Origin of the sequence: Vibrio sp. 1F279, assembly GCF_041439815.1 — a bacterium.
In the GTDB taxonomy this organism is placed as follows: Bacteria; Pseudomonadota; Gammaproteobacteria; order Enterobacterales; family Vibrionaceae; genus Vibrio; species Vibrio tasmaniensis_A.
In genome coordinates, this window is sequence record NZ_JBGOOU010000019.1 from 67,086 (window position 1) to 84,469 (window position 17,384).

Annotated in this window: 13 protein-coding genes; 10 read left to right on the plus strand and 3 right to left on the minus strand. The window is 45.2% G+C overall.

Going from position 1 to position 17,384, the window contains the following annotated elements:
- Positions 1 to 4 precede the first annotated feature (4 nt).
- From ACED60_RS14855 to ACED60_RS14890, 8 genes are read left to right on the plus strand one after another with little or no spacing between them, the layout of a single operon-like run.
- Positions 5 to 535: a thioesterase family protein gene (locus tag ACED60_RS14855; RefSeq protein ID WP_012603411.1), complete on the plus strand. Its 531-nt coding sequence runs from the start codon at positions 5 to 7 to the stop codon at positions 533 to 535.
- Positions 522 to 1,220, plus strand: coding sequence for an outer membrane lipoprotein carrier protein LolA (locus tag ACED60_RS14860; protein ID WP_371727873.1), 699 nt, complete (start codon positions 522 to 524; stop codon positions 1,218 to 1,220). Before ACED60_RS14855 ends, ACED60_RS14860 begins: the two co-directional genes overlap by 14 nt.
- On the plus strand, positions 1,192 to 3,564 hold the full coding sequence (locus tag ACED60_RS14865; protein ID WP_009848599.1) for an MMPL family transporter: 2,373 nt from the start codon (positions 1,192 to 1,194) through the stop codon (positions 3,562 to 3,564). Before ACED60_RS14860 ends, ACED60_RS14865 begins: the two co-directional genes overlap by 29 nt.
- Positions 3,561 to 4,184, plus strand: a complete 624-nt coding sequence (locus ACED60_RS14870) for a DUF3261 domain-containing protein (RefSeq protein ID WP_009848600.1) — start codon at positions 3,561 to 3,563, stop codon at positions 4,182 to 4,184. Before ACED60_RS14865 ends, ACED60_RS14870 begins: the two co-directional genes overlap by 4 nt.
- 5 nt (positions 4,185 to 4,189) lie before the next feature.
- Positions 4,190 to 5,389: a beta-ketoacyl-[acyl-carrier-protein] synthase family protein gene (locus ACED60_RS14875; RefSeq protein ID WP_371727874.1), complete on the plus strand. Its 1,200-nt coding sequence runs from the start codon at positions 4,190 to 4,192 to the stop codon at positions 5,387 to 5,389.
- Positions 5,382 to 5,846 (plus strand): hotdog family protein, encoded by a 465-nt coding sequence (locus ACED60_RS14880; protein WP_269337358.1) that lies wholly within the window; start codon positions 5,382 to 5,384, stop codon positions 5,844 to 5,846. The genes ACED60_RS14875 and ACED60_RS14880 overlap by 8 nt, the downstream gene beginning before the upstream one ends.
- Positions 5,843 to 6,568 carry a 3-ketoacyl-ACP reductase FabG2 gene (locus ACED60_RS14885; RefSeq protein ID WP_371727875.1) on the plus strand — a complete coding sequence of 242 codons (726 nt, stop codon included), beginning with the start codon at positions 5,843 to 5,845 and terminating at the stop codon, positions 6,566 to 6,568. Before ACED60_RS14880 ends, ACED60_RS14885 begins: the two co-directional genes overlap by 4 nt.
- The gene (locus ACED60_RS14890) at positions 6,565 to 7,788 is read left to right on the plus strand and encodes a beta-ketoacyl-ACP synthase (RefSeq protein ID WP_371727877.1); all 1,224 of its coding nucleotides are present in this window, start codon (positions 6,565 to 6,567) and stop codon (positions 7,786 to 7,788) included. Before ACED60_RS14885 ends, ACED60_RS14890 begins: the two co-directional genes overlap by 4 nt.
- Positions 7,789 to 7,872: 84 nt before the next feature.
- Here ACED60_RS14890 and gltX read toward each other — a convergent pair whose 3' ends face one another.
- Positions 7,873 to 9,300, minus strand: coding sequence for a glutamate--tRNA ligase (gltX, locus tag ACED60_RS14895; protein ID WP_009848605.1), 1,428 nt, complete (start codon positions 9,298 to 9,300; stop codon positions 7,873 to 7,875).
- A gap of 318 nt (positions 9,301 to 9,618) precedes the next feature.
- Here gltX and ACED60_RS14900 point away from each other — a divergent pair, with 318 nt between their 5' ends.
- Both ACED60_RS14900 and ACED60_RS14905 read left to right on the plus strand, forming a co-directional pair.
- Entirely contained in the window at positions 9,619 to 12,402 is a 2,784-nt protein-coding gene (locus ACED60_RS14900; RefSeq protein WP_371727878.1) for a copper-translocating P-type ATPase, read from the plus strand.
- The gene (locus tag ACED60_RS14905) at positions 12,392 to 12,832 is read left to right on the plus strand and encodes a DUF411 domain-containing protein (RefSeq protein ID WP_029223113.1); all 441 of its coding nucleotides are present in this window, start codon (positions 12,392 to 12,394) and stop codon (positions 12,830 to 12,832) included. Before ACED60_RS14900 ends, ACED60_RS14905 begins: the two co-directional genes overlap by 11 nt.
- A 249-nt stretch (positions 12,833 to 13,081) precedes the next feature.
- On the opposite strand, the gene ACED60_RS14910 is transcribed toward ACED60_RS14905, so the two are convergent.
- Entirely contained in the window at positions 13,082 to 13,795 is a 714-nt protein-coding gene (locus ACED60_RS14910; protein WP_009848608.1) for an oligogalacturonate-specific porin KdgM family protein, read from the minus strand.
- A 536-nt stretch (positions 13,796 to 14,331) separates the two neighbouring features.
- On the minus strand, positions 14,332 to 16,986 hold the full coding sequence (locus tag ACED60_RS14915) for a beta-N-acetylhexosaminidase (protein WP_371727879.1): 2,655 nt from the start codon (positions 16,984 to 16,986) through the stop codon (positions 14,332 to 14,334).
- Between the last annotated feature and the right edge of the window lie 398 nt (positions 16,987 to 17,384).

Below are 17,384 nucleotides of genomic sequence, written 5' to 3' on the forward strand. Positions count from 1 at the left end.
ATTTATGTCTGAAATCCTTCATCCATTAAAATCAGAGGTTACTTTAGTAACCTCATTCCAAGATGCCGACCCAATGGGCGTGATCTACCATGGCAACTACTTCCGATTTTTTGAAGAAGTTAGGCGCATCATGATGGATAAGATTGAGTACAACTACCATGAGATGAAGGATTCGGGCTACATGTGGCCGATCATCGACACGCGCGTAAAGTACATCAAAGCAATACCGTTTAATCATCAGATCACGGTATCCGCTAAGTTAACTGAATGGGAAAACCGCTTGCGTGTTGACTACGAAATTCACGATGCCAACACCGGTGCTCGTATGACACGCGCTCACACCATGCAGGTTGCAGTAACCATTGAAGAGCAAGAGATGTGTTTTGCTTCGCCGAAAGTGTTTACCGATAAAATCGAACACTGGCATCAATTTGGCTGCTTACCCCAATCAACTGAGCAGCAATCAAACGATCACCAATCAGAGCAACCGCAAGTACCTAACACACAGCAGCAGGTGAAACATGAGTCTGTTTAAACACGGGCGTAAGCAAATCAGTATCGCACTGCTAGGGCTTGCTTCAATGATGGCGAGCCACTTTGCTGGCGCTAGCGAGAACACGAATGCTGTCGGCTCTATTACAGAACTACAAACCGTGTTAAGCGAAAATAGTATCGTTCGTGGTGAGTTTACTCAAACACGTAACATGGAAATGTTCGCCCAACCTCTAACATCACAAGGTACTTTCCTGTTAGACAAGTCGAATGGTTTGCTTTGGACACAAGCGACCCCCTTTCCTGTGAGCTTGGTGCTAACCGATAACAAACTGAGCCAAAGATTTGCCGATCAACCCGCTAAGATCATTACCGATAAAGAAAACCCAATGGCATTTTATTTCAGCCATATATTCCTGTCGGTGTTTCACGGGGACACGCAAAAACTTCAAGAGCAATTCTCACTGTCATTTGAACCAGCGACTGAGAAAAATTCTGATGAAAGTGCAAACTCAAGTTCAGAAGACACACGATGGACACTCACTCTAAAGCCAAAGAATGCGCCAATGAACGCGGTGTTTGAAGCCATCACACTGCAAGGAAAAGGTGACATTGAACGTATCGAACTTAGAGAAGTTCGTGGGGACAGCACTGTGATCGAATTTAGCCAGTTAAGCCATCTACCGGAAGTATTAACAGATGCTGAAGCGCAACAATTCCAATTCTAGCCTAGCCCTTGCTTGGCTTGTTGTCGTAATACTGTTTAGCGGATTGTTGATCAAACAATTCGCTTTTTCTTCGTCGGTACCCATTGAAAGCAACATCATGAAATTGCTGCCAGAAAACCAGCAAGATCCCATGGTAGAGCAAGCCTTTCAGCAAATATCCAGCTCGATGAGCGAGCAAGTGGTGTTTATCATAAGTGCCTCCGACGTCGAACAAGCCATGACAGCGACTGACGCTTTTGAAAAAGCCCTCAACCAAAGATCTTTCTCAAATCAGCCAACTCTGTTTAAGCAAGTTCAAGGCAAGATCAACGCCAGCACGCAAAGCCAATGGAGCGATTTCTATTTTCGTCACCGAGCTCAACTTCTAACTCAACAACAAAAAGAGACGCTGACACACTCGCCGGATTCGCGAGCTCAATATGTCATTCAGTCTTTGTACAATCCGTTCTCAGGCGTCACCGCAGCAGAGCTATCTCTAGACCCATTCTTGTTATTTCGCGACTACATCAGTGCTGTTAGCGTTCAATCAAGTAACTTTGTTGTGAAAGAGGGCTACCTCACCGCTCAATCTAATGAGCAAACTCATATTTTGGTGACGGCGACTCTGGCAGGCTCACCTTATAGCTTGTCGATTCAAGAGCAACTTCCCGCTCTTGGTTCAATTGAGCGCGAGATCGAAAAGCAGTTTGGTGTCAAAGTGCAGCATACCGGTGTGGTGTTCTACGCCAATTACGGTACCGAAAGCGCGAAATCAGAAATCAGTACCATTGGTTTAGGCTCATTGGCAGGTGTGATTTTATTGGTGTGGCTGACGTTTCGTAGTGCCCTACCTCTTGCCTTGTCTTTGCTTTCAATCAGTACCGGATTATTGGTCGCACTGGCAAGCACCGTCGCTATCTTCGGTAAAGTTCACCTGTTTAGTTTGGTGTTCGGTGCCAGCTTAATTGGCGTATCCATCGATTACTCCTTTCACTACCTGACTGACCGCTTAGCAGCTGGGAGTAAATGGCAAAGTGAAAAAGGCTTGAAGCACATTCTCGTTGCGATCACCTTGGGTCTGATCACCAGCTTGATTGGCTACCTAGGTCTGTTGGTGGCACCTTTCCCTGGCTTGCAGCAACTTGCTCTGTTCTCGTCAATTGGACTTATTGCCGCTTACGCCAGCGTGGTGTGTTGGTACCCCGTTTTAGCGGCAAAACCAAGCCAAGAACGCCGTCTTCCCTTGTCGAAGCTTTGGCATACTTGGTTAAGCCTCTGGAACAACCAAAAGTTTAGAATTGGCTTACCATTAATAGTGACTGTCGTTAGTTTGATATCACTCAGTCAAATTCGCTACGATGACGATATTCGACAACTTCAGGCGATGCCAGAGCAACTCAAACAGCAAGAGCAAGCCATTACTGAGATATCAGGATTAGGCAGTGGTCAAAATATGCTGCTGGTGACTGCCAACAGCGATCAAAAACTGCTAAAAAAACTGGCTGAGATCACTACGAGCTTAGATTCTTTGGTCGATAGCCAAGGTATCTCAGGATATCGCAGCATCAATCAGCAATTGTTAAGTAAACAAGACCAGCATGATAACTATCAATTGGTTGAGCAACTCTATGACCAGCAAAGCCATATCTTACAGAACACACTTGGTTGGCCTAGCTTTCCAAAATTACCTAAGTTCGAAGCAATCACGGTATCTGGATTTTTAGAATCACCAGTGTCAGAACCTGTTCGACCACTTTGGTTAAAGCCGATAGACGGACAAGCAGCGTCAGTCATTTTGATCAAAGACGTCACAAATTCAGAACTGTTCTCTCAATGGCTTGATTCAAGCTTTGCTCAGCAGCAAGGTGTTAAATACCTCAATAAAGCCGATGAAATCTCTGCTCTCTTTGCGGAATATAGAGTCAAGATCACCGAGCTATTATTGATAGCTTTGGCCGCTATTGGGATGGTGTTAGGTTGGCGCTACGGTGTGAAGCAAAGCCTATTAATGCTGTTGCCTTCATTAATTGCCGGAGTCGCTGGTTTAGCGGTCACGGGCATTTTAGGCTCGACACTGAATCTGTTTAACCTGCTTGGACTGATTCTAATTTTAGGGATTGGTATCGACTATACCCTGTTCTTTGCTGAGCAGAAGAAATCACTAAGCACCTTATTGGCGATTACTTTGTCAGGCCTCACGACGTTACTCTCGTTTGGCTTATTATCGTTGAGTCAAACTCATGCCATTCATAGTTTCGGTGTTACCGTCCTAACTGGTATTTTCGTCGCGTGGTTGCTTTCGCCACTTGCAATCAACAACCAACAAGCAGCGGAAAAATCAAACTCTCGAGAGGCTTTTAGATGAACAAAACAATCAAGATAGCGCTCGTCGTTGGATTGGGCTTACTACTCAGCGCTTGTTCGATGGTGTCTCAACAGCCTACAGGCGCAAGTGTCGCAATCGATAAAGACACAGAGCTCGCCTTGCCGCTGCCTGCTGAACTGGGATACTCATTTACGGCGAGCCAGCTGATCAGCGCTACGTGGGAAAATGATACGCAGCAACTACCGGTTCAAGTCGAAGTCACATCAGACAAAGTCGTGTTGGCGGGTTTCTCCTCTTGGGGTACTCGCATTCTATCGCTGCAATACCAAAACCAAACGATTGATACTCAAGTTCTATCTGGTCTTGGCGCAACCCTGCCGCAACCCGAGCAAGTACTATTTAATTTAATGCTAACTCTATGGCCAGTTGAAGCATGGGCTCAACCTTTACAAGACATCGGTTGGTATTTGGTCGATACAGAAAACAGCCGCACCGTCTTTGATGAAAACCAACAGCCAATCATTGAAATTGATTACCAAGCAGAGCCCGGAGCACATAAAACGGCAGGCAATATTGTTTTCAAGCATTTGATTCAAGGCTACACCATCACCATTCAAACGTTGAACTCAACGATTGTCGACAACCCAAGTAAGAGCTAAACATTATGCCTATTTATATCCAAGACTGTGGTTTCCACTCCGCATTAGGCTCAAGCGTTGCTGACATTCATGGCTGCCTCAAAGGCGAGCATGAATCAAACATGGTTGAAGTGAGCGACATGCTAAACGACGGTAAGCCGACGGTCGTTGGTAAGGTGGCTGGCGAATTACCAGAAATCCCATCAGAACAAGCGGAATACGCCACTCGCAACAATCAACTGGCGTTATCGGCTGTTAATCAAATCAAAGACTCTATCGAACAAGCAAAATCACAATTTGGTGCCGATAGAATTGCTGTAGTTATCGGCACAAGCACCTCGGGAATTTCTGATGGTGAAACGGCGTTTAAACACAAACTAGAACATGGCTCTTTCCCCGAAGATTTCCACTATTCAAAACAAGAGCTAAGCAACACCTCTGAGTTTGTTAGCCAACATTGTGCATTAACCGGGCCAAGCTATGCGATATCGACCGCTTGCTCATCAAGTGGCCGTGTATTTGTTACTGCCCAACGTTTGTTAGATTCAGGAATGGCTGATGCTGTGTTGGTTGGAGGTGTCGATACACTATGTAAACTGACGCTCAATGGCTTTCATGGTCTTGAAGCGCTATCAACCACACATTGTAAGCCCTTTAGCGCCTCTCGTGATGGCATCAACATCGGAGAAGCAGCGGCATTTATGTTGCTTAGCAAGACAAAACCAACCGCTACCAATACAACTCAAAGCACTTCGAATATAGCTCTATTAGGCTATGGCGACAGCTCCGACGCACACCATATTTCAGCGCCCCACCCTGAAGGGAATGGCGCAGAGCAAGCAATGAGAAAGGCGTTAGATTCTGCACAGTTACGAGCAGAAGACATCGGTTATATTAATGCCCATGGCACCGCAACTCCACTCAATGACTCAATGGAAAGCAAAGCCATCCATCGTATTTTTGCAAACAAGGTTCCCGTCAGTTCAACCAAGCCTCTAACAGGACATACTCTTGGAGCGGCAAGTGCGATAGAGGCTGCAATTGCATGGCATATTCTAAAATATGACTTACCACTCCCCTTACAAAAATGTCAGTATAAAGCTGAAGATATTGAGATTGATTTGGTAAACTGTTCCCAGAAACTTAAAGTAAAGAACATCTTAAGCAACTCGTTCGCTTTTGGTGGCAACAACATTAGCCTGATTTTTGGTGTAATAAATGACTGATATCCCTTCTGTAGACCAACTTCTCCCACACGATGATCCGATGATATTAATCGATCGAGCTATCAACGTTGAGGCATTGTCGATTCACTGCCAGGTCGATATTGGCGCGCACAACCTATTCTTTGACGCCGAATCTCAAACGGTCCCAGCTTATGTTGGCATCGAGTTTATGGCGCAGTCTGTTGCAGCTTGGTCTGGATACCATGCGCTGAAAAACGACACTACTCCTCCAATCGGCTTCTTACTCGGTTCTCGTCGCTACAAATCACTGTGTGATGAATTTACTCAAGGTCAAACCCTTGATATCTATGCTGAACAACTCATGGAAGACAGTGGCATGGCCGTGTTTACCGCCCGAGTCGAAGACCAAGGCGAGTTAGTGGCTCAATGCCAACTCAACGTCTACGTGCCGACCGAACAAAAATTACAAGAAATGAAAACTAGGAGCCCATCATGAGCCGTCAGGTTTTAGTCACTGGTGCCAGTAAAGGCATTGGTAAAGCGATCGCTATTCAACTCGCGAAAGACGGTTTTGAAATCGCCGTTCATTACATGGGTGACAAGCAAGGTGCTGAAGACACGTTAAAGTCGATCACCGGACTGGGTGCTGCAGGACGTCTGATCCAATTTGATATCAGCAATCGCAGCGAATGTCGCGAAACGCTTGAGTCAGATATTGTCGAACACGGCGCTTACTATGGTGTGGTGAATAATGCCGGTATTACTCGTGACACGGCATTCCCAGCTATGACTGAAGAAGAGTGGGATGGTGTTATCCATACCAACCTCGACAGCTTCTACAACGTACTTCACCCGTGCGTGATGCCAATGGTTCAAAAACGCAAAGGCGGTCGAATCGTTACTTTGGCTTCTGTATCGGGCATCATGGGCAACCGCGGTCAAACCAACTATGCCGCAGCAAAAGCAGGTGTGATTGGTGCAACTAAGTCTCTGGCTCTAGAGCTCGCAAAACGCAAGATAACGGTAAACTGTGTCGCTCCTGGTCTAATCGATACCGGGATGGTTGATGAGCATGTAAAAGAGCATGCGCTGCCTCAAGTTCCACTGCGCCGCATGGGTGAACCAGAAGAAGTAGCAGGCCTAGTCAGCTACCTAATGTCGGATATTGCGGGCTACGTAACTCGCCAAGTGATTTCAGTTAATGGAGGCTTAGTATGACCCGCCGCGTTGTTGTAACTGGCATGTCAGGCGTTACCGCTTTTGGCAACGATTGGCAGCACATCGAGCCAAAACTAAAAGCATGTGAAAATGCGACCCAGTACATGCCTAGCTTTGAGCAGTACGATGGCCTCAACACAAAGCTTGCCGCACCTATTGATGACTTCCAACTACCTAAGCACTATAAGCGTAAACAAGTACGTGGTATGGGCCGTGTGTCTCGCCTAGCAACAGTGGCGACCGAAAATGCACTAGAGCAAGCAGGACTGATTGGCCACGGCGTTTTGACTAATGGCGAAACAGGCATTGCCTATGGTTCTTCAACCGGCAGTACTGATGCGGTTGGTGCATTTGGCGTGATGCTTAACGAGAAATCGACACGAGCTATCACCGCAACGACTTACGTTCAGATGATGCCACACACCGCAGCGGTCAACGTCGGGCTATTCTTTGGCTTACGTGGACGTGTGATTCCCACCAGCAGTGCCTGTACTTCAGGTAGCCAAGCGATTGGCTACGCCTATGAAGCAATCAAACACGGTTACCAAACCGTTATGGTTGCCGGTGGTGGTGAAGAGCTATGCCCAACCGAATCTGCCGTTTTCGATACCCTTTTTGCTACCAGTTTAAAAAACGACACGCCAGAAAAATCCCCTAGCCCTTACGACAGTGAGCGCGATGGCCTGGTTATCGGTGAAGGTGCTGGTACGCTTGTTCTTGAAGAGTATGAACATGCGGTTGCTCGCGGTGCAAAGATCTACGCGGAAATCATCGGTTTTGCCAGCAACTGCGATGCCGCCCATGTGACCCAACCTCAAATGGAAACCATGCAAATCTGTATGGAGAAAGCGCTGAAAGATGCACAGCTTCCTGCTGAAAAAATTGGTTACGTTTCGGCGCACGGAACGGCAACAGATAAAGGCGATATTGCAGAAAGTAATGCGACCGCGAACATTTTTGGTGAAGTGCCAATCAGCTCATTAAAAAGCTACTTTGGTCATACGCTTGGAGCGTGTGGTGCCATTGAGGCTTGGTTGAGCCTAGAAATGATGCATTCCGGTTGGTTCAGTCCAACATTGAACCTTGAAAACATCGACGAACGCTGCGGCAAACTCGATTACATTACAGGTTCTGGTCGCGAATTGAATGTTGAATACCTGATGAGCAATAACTTTGCCTTTGGCGGAATCAACACTTCAATCATCTTCAAGAAAATCTGAGCTTAGCTAGATAAAACTCAAGACAAATAAAAAGGGTCAGTAACCAAGTTACTGACCCTTTTTTTCAATATAGCTAATGCTCAATTAAGCGTTAGCTTCACGCTCAGCGATGAACTCAAGAGCCATCTTAATGCGAGCGATTACGCGCTCTTTACCAACAAGCTCCATCACTGCATCAACAGAAGGAGACTGGCCGCCACCTGTTACTGCTACGCGAAGTGGCATACCGATTTTACCCATGCCGACCTCTAGCTCTTCACATACTGCTGCAATCACACCATCTTTGATGTTTGCAGTAGTGAAATCCTCAAGCGCTTCAACCTTAGCAAGAGCAAGCTCTAGTGGGCCTTTAGCAACACCACGTAGGTGCTTCTTCGCTGCGCCAGCTTCAAACTCAGAGAAATCTTCGTAGAAGTAACGAGACTGTTCAGCAAGTTCGATAAGCGTATTACAACGCTCGCCAACTAGCGTGATCACTTCAGTGATAGCCGGGCCATTTGTTGTATCGATCTTTTGTGCGTCTAGGTGCCATTGCAGGTATTTAGCAACGTACTCAGGCTCAGAAGTCTTGATGTAGTGGTTGTTCAACCAAAGTAGCTTATCAGTGTTGAATGCAGAAGCAGACTTGCTGATAGCGTTCAGGCTGAAGAATTCAATCATCTCTTCTTGAGAGAAGATCTCTTGGTCACCGTGAGACCAACCTAAACGAACTAGGTAGTTGTTTAGTGCATTTGGTAGGTAACCTTCGTCGCGGTATTGCATTACAGAAACAGCACCGTGACGCTTAGAAAGTTTCGCACCGTCATCACCAAGAATCATTGCACAGTGAGCGAAAGTTGGAACTGGTGCGCCTAGTGCTTCATAGATATTGATTTGACGAGGTGTGTTGTTGATGTGGTCTTCACCACGTACAACGTGTGTAATACCCATGTCCCAGTCATCCACTACAACAACGAAGTTGTATGTTGGTGCACCGTCGGTACGACGAATGATTAGGTCATCAAGTTGGCTGTTAGAAATTTCGATGCGACCACGGATTTGGTCATCAAAGACTACACTACCTTCTTTAGGGTTACGGAAACGGATAACGCATGCATCACCTTCTTTTGCTGCTTCGTTTGCTGCAACAATTTTAGGGTGGTTCGCATCGTAACGAGCCATTTCTTTGTTTTCTTCTTGCTCTGCACGAATTTCGTCAAGCAGCTCTTTAGACGCATAGCATTTGAAAGCTTTGTCTTCAGCAAGTAGCTTATCAACCATTTCGTTGTAACGGTCAAAACGCTTAGATTGGTAGTAAGGACCTTCATCCCATTCCATACCCATCCATTGCATGCCTTCTAGAATTGCATCAACCGCTTCTTGAGAGTTACGCTCAAGGTCCGTGTCTTCGATACGCAGAACGAATTCACCACCTTGGTTCTTAGCGAATAGCCAAGAGTAAAGTGCAGTACGTGCACCACCAACGTGAAGATAGCCAGTTGGGCTAGGAGCAAAACGAGTTTTAACCGTCATTTAAATACCTTGATTATGTAGGTGATTCTTTTAGTGATTACCATTACAAAGCCTGCAACAGAAAAATATCACTAAATTTTGGGCGCTATTTTATCACCACCGCTTAAATCTACAATCAGTAGTGAATGATTAATGCGCTGATCTTGTACGAAAGCTATCGTAGAAGGAGAAAACTAATAGCTCAAGCACATGTCAAATGCTCTAAAACGACAAATTCTCGCCACGCTCGCGATAAACCTCATCTATTCCATCACTCAATATTCCAGCAAATATCAAATTCTTGAATTTATGTTTGACCTTACCCTTACGGGAAGGTTTATGTTAGGGCTAGATGAAAATTGGAGTATCGATATGAACCATTACACAGCTGTGCTCAACGGCCTAAATTGCATGGGGTGTGCTGAGAAGGTCCGCACATTGTTTGACGATCTCGATAATACGAAGATCAACGACATATCGCCGACCTACATCGATATTTCTACTCCTTTTAGTTACGTTCAACTCAACCAACAGTTAGCGACCCTTGGTTATTCCATGGGTAATTCGCTGCATCTTTCATTATCAGGGCTCAGCTGTGGTAAGTGCGTGAGTAAATTGACTCAAGCGCTTGAGCAGACCGAGCTAATCTCAGACCTAGAAGTCAGCAAACATGAATTGTCGTTGGTTACTCTGCTTTCAGAATCCGAGCTTATTGAGCTAATCGAAAGTGTGGGTTATCACGCGACTCCTTACTCTGAAATTAATGAGCCTTTATCTAATTCAGATTCAGAAGACGATAAAAAAACAGTGCCCGTGGAACCGAAACAAGCTAAACCTGCTGCTAGCCAATATACCTATCACCTTGTTCTTGAGGGAATGACGTGTGCGAGTTGTGTTTCTTCGGTAGAGAAAGCACTGAAAAAGAATGAGTTCGTCGACCAAGCTCAGATCAACCTCGCTGAACAGACAGCCTTGGTCTTCACATCTGAAACACGTGACGTCATCGAGAGCGCGCTAATAGAATCGGTGAAAAACGCAGGTTACGGTGCCGAGTTCGTTGATGACGCGGCAACTCAACAACAAAAACAGCAAGAGCAACAACTTCGTACCCAAAAAGCTTTCCTAAAGAATTCAGTAAGTGCACTGCTGATCGGTGCTCCGCTGATGGCGTGGGGTCTGTTTGGTGGCAGCATGACTATTGCTACATTTAACGACCAATTGGCTTGGGGCTTAATAGGTGTTGTCTGTTTGGTACTGCTTGCGACCTCAGGACGCAGCTTCTTTACTAACGCTTGGCAATCACTGATGCACAAGCGTGCAACCATGGATACGTTAGTTGCTTTAGGTACTGGCGCAGCATGGTTCTATTCAATGTTGGTTGTGCTTATTCCATCATGGTTCCCAGAACCATCGCGCCATGTCTATTTTGAAGCGAGCGCAATGATTGTTGGCCTAATTTCTTTGGGTCACTACATTGAAGCCAAAGCCAAAGCTCGCACCACTAAGTCTTTGCAGGCGCTGATTAACTTACAGCCTCAAAAAGCGGTGGTTATCGTCGATGGCAAAGAGCAAACCATCGCTGTAGAAGCCATTCAAGTCGGTATGCAAGCTCGAGTGAAGCCAGGAGAAAAAGTCCCTGTCGATGGTGTCGTGGTATCTGGCGAATCTTATATCGATGAATCGATGCTGACTGGCGAACCGCTTCCCAACGTTAAATCGATTAATGATGGCGTTTCAGCAGGTACCATTAATGGTGATGGCAGCTTAATCATTGAAGCTACGGGGATTGGCTCAAGCACCATGTTGGCTCGAATCATTCAGATGGTTCGCCAAGCACAAAGCAGCAAGCCTGAGATTGCGAAGCTTGCCGACTCTATCTCTGCCGTTTTCGTACCAGTTGTGGTCGCGATCGCAGCCATTGCCGCCCTAGTTTGGTTTTTTGTTGGACCACAACCGAGTGCAAGTTACATGCTAGTGGTATCAACAACAGTGCTAATCATCGCCTGCCCATGCGCATTGGGCTTAGCGACACCGCTCTCTATTACTGTTGGCGTTGGCAAAGCCGCTGAGTTTGGTGTTCTGATCAAGGATGCAGATGTGTTGCAATCTGCAAGCAAAATTGATGCTGTCGTATTTGATAAAACAGGCACCCTAACCCAAGGTAAACCAACCGTTCAGCAGGCCTTTTATGGCGACTTATCAGAACAAGAACTGCTGGCTTACGCCTATTCGGTAGAGGTAGGGTCAGAACACCCATTAGCGAAAGCCGTTTGCCAATATGCTGAGAGCTTACAAGTTTCAGCACTACCCCACAGCGAATTTGAAAACCAACGAGGGCTTGGGGTACTGGCAATAATTAACGGCAAGAACGTGCAAGTTGGCTCGCTTAAGTTCCTAACCCAATTAGGTGTCAATACAGACATTGGCGCGGATTTCATCGAGCTTTGTCGTACACAAGCATGGACACCCATCTTCGTTGTAATCGATCAAAAACTGGAAGGCATATTGGGCATTTCAGACTCGTTAAAAATAGATAGCAAACAAGCCATTGCTCAACTAAAATCCGCCGGAATTCACACCGTACTATTAACGGGCGACAACGACTCTGTGGCTCAAGCAATAGGTAAAAACGTCGGTATCGACGAGGTTATCTCGGAAGTCCTACCAGAGCAGAAAGCTCAGCATATTGTTCAGCTTCAACAACAATATAAGAGCGTTGCCATGGTAGGAGACGGTATTAACGATGCACCAGCTCTTGCTCAAGCGGATATAGGAATAGCAATGGGCAGTGGTAGTGATGTGGCGATTGAAAGTGCGCAAATGACGCTGCTGAACTCGTCGCCACTGTCTGTGAGTAATGCGATCGAGCTATCCCAGGCGACCGTGAGAAATATGAAGCAAAACCTGTTTGGTGCCTTCATCTATAACTCGTTAGGTATTCCAATTGCGGCTGGTGTGCTCTACCCATTTTTTGGATTTTTACTTAGCCCTGTCGTTGCAGGCGCTGCGATGGCGATGTCATCAATCACCGTAGTCAGCAATGCCAACAGATTAAGATTGTTCAAACCCACTCATTATAATATCAACAAAAACCAAATTCATGAGGTTCACCATGATTCGTAAAGTTATGACTCTTACTGCACTCGCTGCAATTTCAGGACAAGCTCTCGCTACTAATGTACTAAACCATAAGTCTCCATATTGTGGCTGCTGCACAGAATGGACAGAACACATGCAAGACGCAGGTTTCGATGTCACAGAGAAACTCCATGATGACATGAACCCAATCAAGCAGAAGTTAGGAGTAACGCCAGAACTGGCTTCTTGCCATACGGCAGAGATCGACGGTTACGTATTTGAAGGGCACATTCCTGCAGAGGACGTGAAAGCCTTTTTAGAGAACCCACCACGCAATGCGATTGGCTTGGCGGTTCCAGGCATGCCAATGGGCTCTCCGGGCATGGAGTATGGCGATAAGAAAGACGAGTATTCTGTGTATGCGTTTAACGAGAAAGGTCAGGTGTTTGAATACCGTCATTACAACGGAAAATAGAGCGTAATTAGACCTACGAACAGCAATAAAAATAGAGCCTAGCATTAAGCAAACCCAAGACTGTGGTTTACTTACTAGGCTCTTTGCTTTTGGACAGTAAAGCAAATCTTGTCGCGGCACCAACCGGGCTGTTAGTACCGCTATGTTTTCGTCGCTAGTTAGCAAAAACTCTATTTAACAAAAAAGCTAATTAGCGAAGAAACTCACTTGGCTAATAATCTAATCGATTAAGCAGCCAAGTGAGTCAGCTTAGAAGCCGTAAGATGCACCGAATACGAATGCGTTGTTTGTTTTAGACGCGCCGTTCGCGAAATCAACTCCGTTAGCTTGGCTACGGAATTCGAAGTAAGGTTGAACACCTTGACGAGTCCATGTTGCACGAAGCTCGTGATCCATAGCTTCAGCATCAATCATGTATACGTTGTTGTAGCTCAGCGCTAGGTCTTCGTTTACAGAGTAAGCAATGCGGTTATCCATGCGGTAATCAGTGTCTGCATCTGCAGAAGTGTCATCGATGTGTGCACGAGTACGGTTACTAATAGAGATACCGTTATCGAAGTTGTAGCCAATTTTAACCAATGGACGGAACTGAATGCTCTCGCCAGCAGAGAAGACATGTTGGTAACCCGCTGCAACCCATAGGTTGTCAGTGATATTGAAAGCTTGCTCACCACCAACAGTGATGAATGCATTTGCTTGACCAGTTGTTGCGTCGCCACCAGTTTCAGCAGCAGTTAGACCTTCAAGGTCGCCAAGTTGGATGCCATCAAACTCAGTGTAAACAGTTAAACCGCCTAGAGAGTTGTCAAACGTGTGGCCAGCTTCTAGAGTCGAAGTCATATCAGAACCGTGGATACGGCCATCGTCGTGAAATTGGATATTACCTGTAACGTAAGAAGAACCAGCGAAAGCACTAGAAGCGAAAGCAAGAGAAAGTGCACTTAGAGCGATAATTTTTTTCATAGTAAACTGCCTTAGTTTAAATTTTTCAGCGACATATCTTCGGTATATCATTCACCTTCGCCGCTTGAGTAATTGGTAGCCTCCCTGGCATGAAATCTATCTTGCTCGAATTAATTTACGTTTCAAAATAAAAGGGCAAACAGAGTGAACTCTCTCACCATCAAAAAAAGGAAAGTTATTTAAACCAAATAAATCAACAACTTAAAAACATAAAAATAGATAAAAAAAGAAACCCAATAATCAAAACGGATCAAGATCACGTTATTTCACGTCGTAAAATTAGATTCAGTTATTTCAATCACACCTGATTTATAGTTTTTTATGGCAGACTTATTTTTTGAAGAGAAGAATGAGAAGTGCGTCACTTTTGCGATGAAGCTCACCTTATGTGCATTGTTGACGTTATAAACAAAGGCTATTTCTATATGTTTCAGTTTAAGGAATGTACCGAACTTAGTTTGGACGAAAAAAAAGCTCCCACTTTTATCTGAGTAAGATAATAGCTAGGGAGCTCATCTATTAATGTTGCTTATCGATTATTTCACCGAAGTCACTCGACTTACTTTCTCGCCACTTTCAGAGATAGAGCGGATGTAAGTTTCGCCAGAAACCGATGGACGTTGCTGCTCATCATACGTTAGCCAGTTTTCACCATCCGCTGAGTATTGAAGCTCTACGCCAGGGAATTGAACGTTCATCGCTAGCTTGCCATCAACCACTTTTGCCCCCGGAACTGGTAGTCGGTAATCAATACCCGCTTTCTCAAGCTTGGCCAGTTCACGTTGACCAACAATATTCGCGAAGCGATTAAAGTCGTTGTTTAAAGACTGCTTATTTACAAGGTCGGTATCTTGAGAGTACTCAACGCCCACTTTGTAGTCGTTTTCCCAATCCGCTCTGTGCCATGCGCGCTCTGCAGCTGCAAGAACTCGCGGGAATACCATGTATTCATACTGCTCATCAGTACGTACGGTTTCAGACCAAAGTTGCGCCGACAAACCGTAAAAAGGTTTTGCTTCAATCTCGCCTTTACCAGAGAAGCCATTGCCGTCACGGTCTAATGATGTTTCCGCATTTTGTGGCATGTTTTCTGGTGCGAAGCCAAACATCTTACGAGTATCCGTTGCACGCGTTGCCCAGTAGTAACCGCGCTCTGCGGCATCTACTTCGTATGGCATATCCATGTATACGTAATCTGGGTTAGAGACAATCACGTCATAACCTTTCGCTGACCAATCGTACACTGATGAAGTGCCGCCCCAGTAAAGAACGTCCCAGAAGTTAACGCGAGTCGTTTCAGTAGCGAAGCCAGATTCACCCTCTTCCACATACTTCAAGCCATCTTGCCAAGCTTGGAAGTGAGGAATGCCTTTGTCTGCAACAATTTTTGATACTTCTTTTGCAAAGTAGCCAGGCAGGTGACCGAAATCACTCACTGAACCATCAGCAATCAAAGACTGACATTGTGGAGACTGTTGGAATGGCTTGTCTTGCTTGTCTAGCTCAATGTTACCTTTCCATGCCACTTTGTCTTGAGCATCAACATCTTGAAAGCCTGCGCCTAGCTTGATGTTTTTCGCTTCATCACCACCAAAGTGCCAAGTCGTTAGTGGCATACCTGCTTCATAGTGCATAGCTGCAATTTCAGTAATCACTTTATCAACAAAGCGAGTCGATGATTCCATACATGGGTTGATGAAGCTGTGCTTATCGTAGAACTGAATAGTCGTCACGTTTGAAGTATCTTGTGGATCCATCAAGCGATATTCACTTGCTTCAGCTTCTTTGCCTTCCGCCATTAGGCGAGTGTAACGCGCTTCCATTGATACCACAGCAGAACGAGCGTGTGCTGGCATATCAATTTCTGGAATTACTTCGATGCTGCGCGCTTTTGCGTAGCTTAAGATCTCGACGTAATCCGCTTTACTAAAGAAACCAGAGCCAAAGTTGTCTGTTGTTGGACCTGAACCTAGCTGAGGCAGTAAACAGCTTTGCTCTTCCAAATCAAAACAACGATTAGACCCTACATCCGTTAGCTCTGGTAAACCTGGGATTTCTAAACGCCAACCTTCATCATCAGTTAAGTGAAGGTGAAGTTTATTCATCTTGTATGCAGCCATTTGATCTAGCGTCGCTAGGATGGCATCTTTTGAGTGAAAGTTTCGAGCAACATCCACCATCACACCACGGTAATCAAAGCGTGGTGCATCTTTGATCGACAGTTGTGGTAGTGATTCAGCGTTCTGACTGTCTATTAGGCCAAAAATAGACTGAACTGCGTAGAAAGCACCTGTTTTATCAAACGCTTTAATCGCAATCCCCTCTTCCGAGATGCTTAGTTCATAAGCGCCAGATTTTGCTAAATCACCCGTAAACTGAGTAGGAACAACGGCAACACTAACAGGTAGGTCGCCACTCACATCTACGTTTACCACATCTGCACGTTCTTCAATTGCAGCGAACTGCTCAGCATCGAATGCCTCTTTAGGTAGGGCAATACCACCAGCAATACTCACTGAACCTTCACCCGCTTCTACCGACATTGGGGTTGGTAAAAGCGTTGTTGAAACGTCTTGCGTTGCTAGATCCGCATTCTTTTCGAAACGCGTAACCGCAGTCGCCATGACATTGTTGTCATCAGGTGTACGCTTAAGGTTGTTTCCTTCCAAACCTGTTACGAACGACGCGACATCTTCAGTATTCAATGAAGCAATCATCTTAGGTTCTGCGTTTGGCGCAGTTACGAATGCACCCGGCATAAAGTCAGTTTCAAACAGTTGCCAGTACTCACTCGTTAACGGAAGAATCACTTCTTCACCAGCGGCAAAACCATCGAACTTATCTGTAGGTTCTAGTTTGTGTAGGTCACCCGTTACACGAGTGATTTTAAATTGTTCGTTATCAACATCTAAAATAAGGCGAATACTATGGAAGTAGATAGTCCAATCTTTCGAATCAATCGCTTCACCGTCATTGGTCAGGGTCATGTTCACTTTATTACATGACGCCCACTCAGCACCTAGGTCCTGACAAGCCATGCCTTCATTCGCACCGTGATTGGTTAGAATTTCATATTGCACATCAAGGTTATCAGCCAGTGCATTAACCACCTGTTGCTCAGGTGCTTGCGTTACAGCACAACCCGTCAAACCAGCCAGTACCGCTACAGATAGTAAGTTTCTCTTCAACATCGTCTTCACCCATAAATTTAAAATTGAGTCAGAAGCAAAGTGGAGCGCTTCGAAAGTTAGATAAACTATATGGGCTTATTTTTTGCCGTGAATTAAATCAGGTTAATAAAGTGATCGGCTTCAAATCTCAAAAACACTGATAAAATTAATTATATTAAAATCATAAAGTTACAACCTACGGCACTTCCGTCATTTTTATTTTGACGTAAAAACTGAGAATTGAATCACAATCTTTTTAAAGGATTTCATAAAATCGTGTTGTTGGTAGGGAGAAAGGTTTAAGAGTTTGTTCGTGTTGTTATACTTTTCGTACAAACAACGTGACATCGTTCTCAAAAAAAACCGTTAAAAAACGCCGTCAAAATCAATTTTAACGAGTTCATATCTTTTAATAGGAG

What these genes read in the sequence shown, in the direction of transcription:
- ACED60_RS14855 (WP_012603411.1), top strand. Translation starts at nt 5, where the DNA reads ATGTCTGAAATCCTTCATCCATTAAAATCAGAGGTTACTTTAGTAACC.
- ACED60_RS14860 (WP_371727873.1), top strand. Translation starts at nt 522, where the DNA reads ATGAGTCTGTTTAAACACGGGCGTAAGCAAATCAGTATCGCACTGCTA.
- ACED60_RS14865 (WP_009848599.1), top strand. Translation starts at nt 1,192, where the DNA reads ATGCTGAAGCGCAACAATTCCAATTCTAGCCTAGCCCTTGCTTGGCTT.
- ACED60_RS14870 (WP_009848600.1), top strand. Translation starts at nt 3,561, where the DNA reads ATGAACAAAACAATCAAGATAGCGCTCGTCGTTGGATTGGGCTTACTA.
- ACED60_RS14875 (WP_371727874.1), top strand. Translation starts at nt 4,190, where the DNA reads ATGCCTATTTATATCCAAGACTGTGGTTTCCACTCCGCATTAGGCTCA.
- ACED60_RS14880 (WP_269337358.1), top strand. Translation starts at nt 5,382, where the DNA reads ATGACTGATATCCCTTCTGTAGACCAACTTCTCCCACACGATGATCCG.
- ACED60_RS14885 (WP_371727875.1), top strand. Translation starts at nt 5,843, where the DNA reads ATGAGCCGTCAGGTTTTAGTCACTGGTGCCAGTAAAGGCATTGGTAAA.
- ACED60_RS14890 (WP_371727877.1), top strand. Translation starts at nt 6,565, where the DNA reads ATGACCCGCCGCGTTGTTGTAACTGGCATGTCAGGCGTTACCGCTTTT.
- gltX (WP_009848605.1), bottom strand. Translation starts at nt 9,300, where the DNA reads ATGACGGTTAAAACTCGTTTTGCTCCTAGCCCAACTGGCTATCTTCAC.
- ACED60_RS14900 (WP_371727878.1), top strand. Translation starts at nt 9,619, where the DNA reads ATGTTAGGGCTAGATGAAAATTGGAGTATCGATATGAACCATTACACA.
- ACED60_RS14905 (WP_029223113.1), top strand. Translation starts at nt 12,392, where the DNA reads ATGATTCGTAAAGTTATGACTCTTACTGCACTCGCTGCAATTTCAGGA.
- ACED60_RS14910 (WP_009848608.1), bottom strand. Translation starts at nt 13,795, where the DNA reads ATGAAAAAAATTATCGCTCTAAGTGCACTTTCTCTTGCTTTCGCTTCT.
- ACED60_RS14915 (WP_371727879.1), bottom strand. Translation starts at nt 16,986, where the DNA reads ATGTTGAAGAGAAACTTACTATCTGTAGCGGTACTGGCTGGTTTGACG.